Genomic DNA, 2,016 nt, shown 5'->3' on the forward strand with positions numbered 1-2,016 from the left:
GGTTCGATTGCTCTCGGATTGGCGCCGCAGGCCTGTCGGGGCTGACGGAGCCGTCCGCTCCGGGAACGTCAGGAAACCCTTTTCGTGCCCGACCGCGGACGATCACCAGGAACATGTCGGTCGCGAGGTCCATGACGACCTCGGCGGGCAGGCCCTCCATGCGCCGCGCCCGCGCGAACTCCTCCGCCGGCCAGGACCCCCGCGGCCCGCCCGCGGGAAAGCTTTCAAGCACCGTTCGCCCGTTCACCTGCTGGCCCTCCTCTTCGGCATCGCACCCGTAGAGTGAAACGCCGACGGCGGAGGAACGCCTCGCCCGGTGACGCTACTGAGACGTGGTTGTCACCCGTTCACCACCGGGGGCGGGTGATTCTCTCCGCTCTCTCGGACGTGCGGTCACCATCCGTACGGGTTTCCGCACTCATCGCACTCGTCTCATCCGCCTTGCCCGTCCTGCCCGTCGTATGCGTCCTGTCCGCCGCACGCGTCGTGTCCGTCCTCCCCCTCCTCGTGCCTGCCGAGCGCCGTGAGGTCCAGCAGGCTGGTGGCCGAGCCGAGTCCGTCGAGGCCGCGCCCGTGGGTGGAGTACGTGTGGAAGACGCGGTCCCCGTCCCGCAGGAAGCAGCTCAGGCCCGGCCGCCCGACCGGCCCTCCGTCCCGTTCGGGGGTCACCTCGAAGTCCTCGTCGAAGTCGCCGGTGGGCGAGGAGTACCAGGGCAGCGCCCAGCCCATCCGCGCCTTGAACGGGAGGATCCTCGTGTACGGGGCCCGGGAGACCACCGCGAAGGCGGTGTCGCGGGCCCCCAGGAGGGCGAGGTTCCCGATCCGGTCCAGGAACGCGGAGCAGCCGCGGCATCCGGCGTCCCCCTCGGGCGGGCACACGAAGTGGTGCACGACGAGCTGCCGCCGCCCCTCGAACAGGTCGGGCAGCGTGGCCTCGCCGTCGCCGCCCTCGAACAGGTACTCCCGGTCGACCGCGACCATGGGCAGCCGGCGCCGCTCGGCGTTGAGCGCGTCCCCGGCGCGGGCGACGGCCTTCTCCTTGGCCAGCAGTTCCGCTCGCGCCGCGTGCCAGTGCGCGCGCGAGACGATCTCCGGAAGCGACATGGTTCCTCCTGTGCGACGGTCCCGTTGCAGGAGGTGACCGGATCCGTCGCCGGAACTCATCGGAACCCGCCCGCCCGGTACCAGGATCTTCCGGACCGGCCGCCCGCGGTCCCCGGTCGCCCGTCCCCGCCGGCCGCCCGCACCTCTTTGCCCCTCACCCCGCGACGGGCAGTTCCGGCAGCCGGACCCCGAGGCGTTCGCGGCGCCGGTCGAGGGCGTCCCGCAGTTCGGCGAGCCGTTCGGCGTGCCGGGCGTCGAGCCGGCCCGTGTCGTCGAGCTGGACGGCGCAGGCGGTGGTGGTGTCGACGAGCAGTTCGAGGAGGGCGGCGAAGTCGTCCGCGCCGTCGGCGTGCCGGGCGAGCGCGGGGAGTTCGGCGGAGGCGAGCGCGATGGCGCCGCGGGCTTCGGCGAGGGTGCGGTAGGCCTCGCGGCGCAGGGTCCAGCGGGCGGCGCGGTCGCCGGTGCCGTCCAGGACGTGGGTGAGGTAGGCGTGTGCGGCGTGTCCCGCCTCCGTGAGCCGGGACCTGATGGCGCCGCCGCGCCGTACGGGCATCGGCAGGTGTCCGACGACGAGGACGATCGCGCAGGCCAGCAGGGTCTCGCCGATCCGCGCCACGGAGGCCTGCCGTTCGCCGCCCGCCATGACCAGGGCGAGCACGAGCACGGTGACGACGGTGGTCTGTGCGGCGAAGTGCCGGGAGGCGACCGGGATGAGGGCCCCGCTGATCGCGACCAGGGCGACGAGCCCCTCGGGGTGGGGCAGTACGGCGGCGAGCCCGGCGAAGAGGAGCGCGCCGAGCACGGTTCCGGCGGCCCGGTTCAGGACCCGGGAGGCGAGCGGTCCCAGGTCGGGCTTGACGAGGAAGACGGCGGTCACGGGCAGCACGAGCACTGGTACTGGCTGCCCGTGAC

Annotated in this window: 3 protein-coding genes; all 3 read right to left on the reverse strand. The window is 73.4% G+C overall.

The genetic code is table 11. The annotated features are described in order from the left end of the window. A partial coding sequence (locus AOK18_RS33635; protein ID WP_206281574.1) for a hypothetical protein occupies nt 1–247 on the reverse strand: 247 nt, incomplete at its 3' end. A 185-nt stretch (nt 248–432) separates the two neighbouring features. Then, nucleotides 433–1,104, reverse strand: coding sequence for a DUF899 domain-containing protein (locus AOK18_RS20715; RefSeq protein WP_055695339.1), 672 nt, complete (start codon nt 1,102–1,104; stop codon nt 433–435). Between the two features lie 154 nt (nt 1,105–1,258). Beyond that, nucleotides 1,259–2,016, reverse strand: a 758-nt coding sequence (locus AOK18_RS20720; protein ID WP_167738716.1) for an FUSC family protein, incomplete at its 5' end; no start/stop codon positions are given.

It is taken from the genome of Streptomyces prasinopilosus, assembly GCF_001419695.1.
Lineage (GTDB): Bacteria > Actinomycetota > Actinomycetes > Streptomycetales > Streptomycetaceae > Streptomyces > Streptomyces prasinopilosus.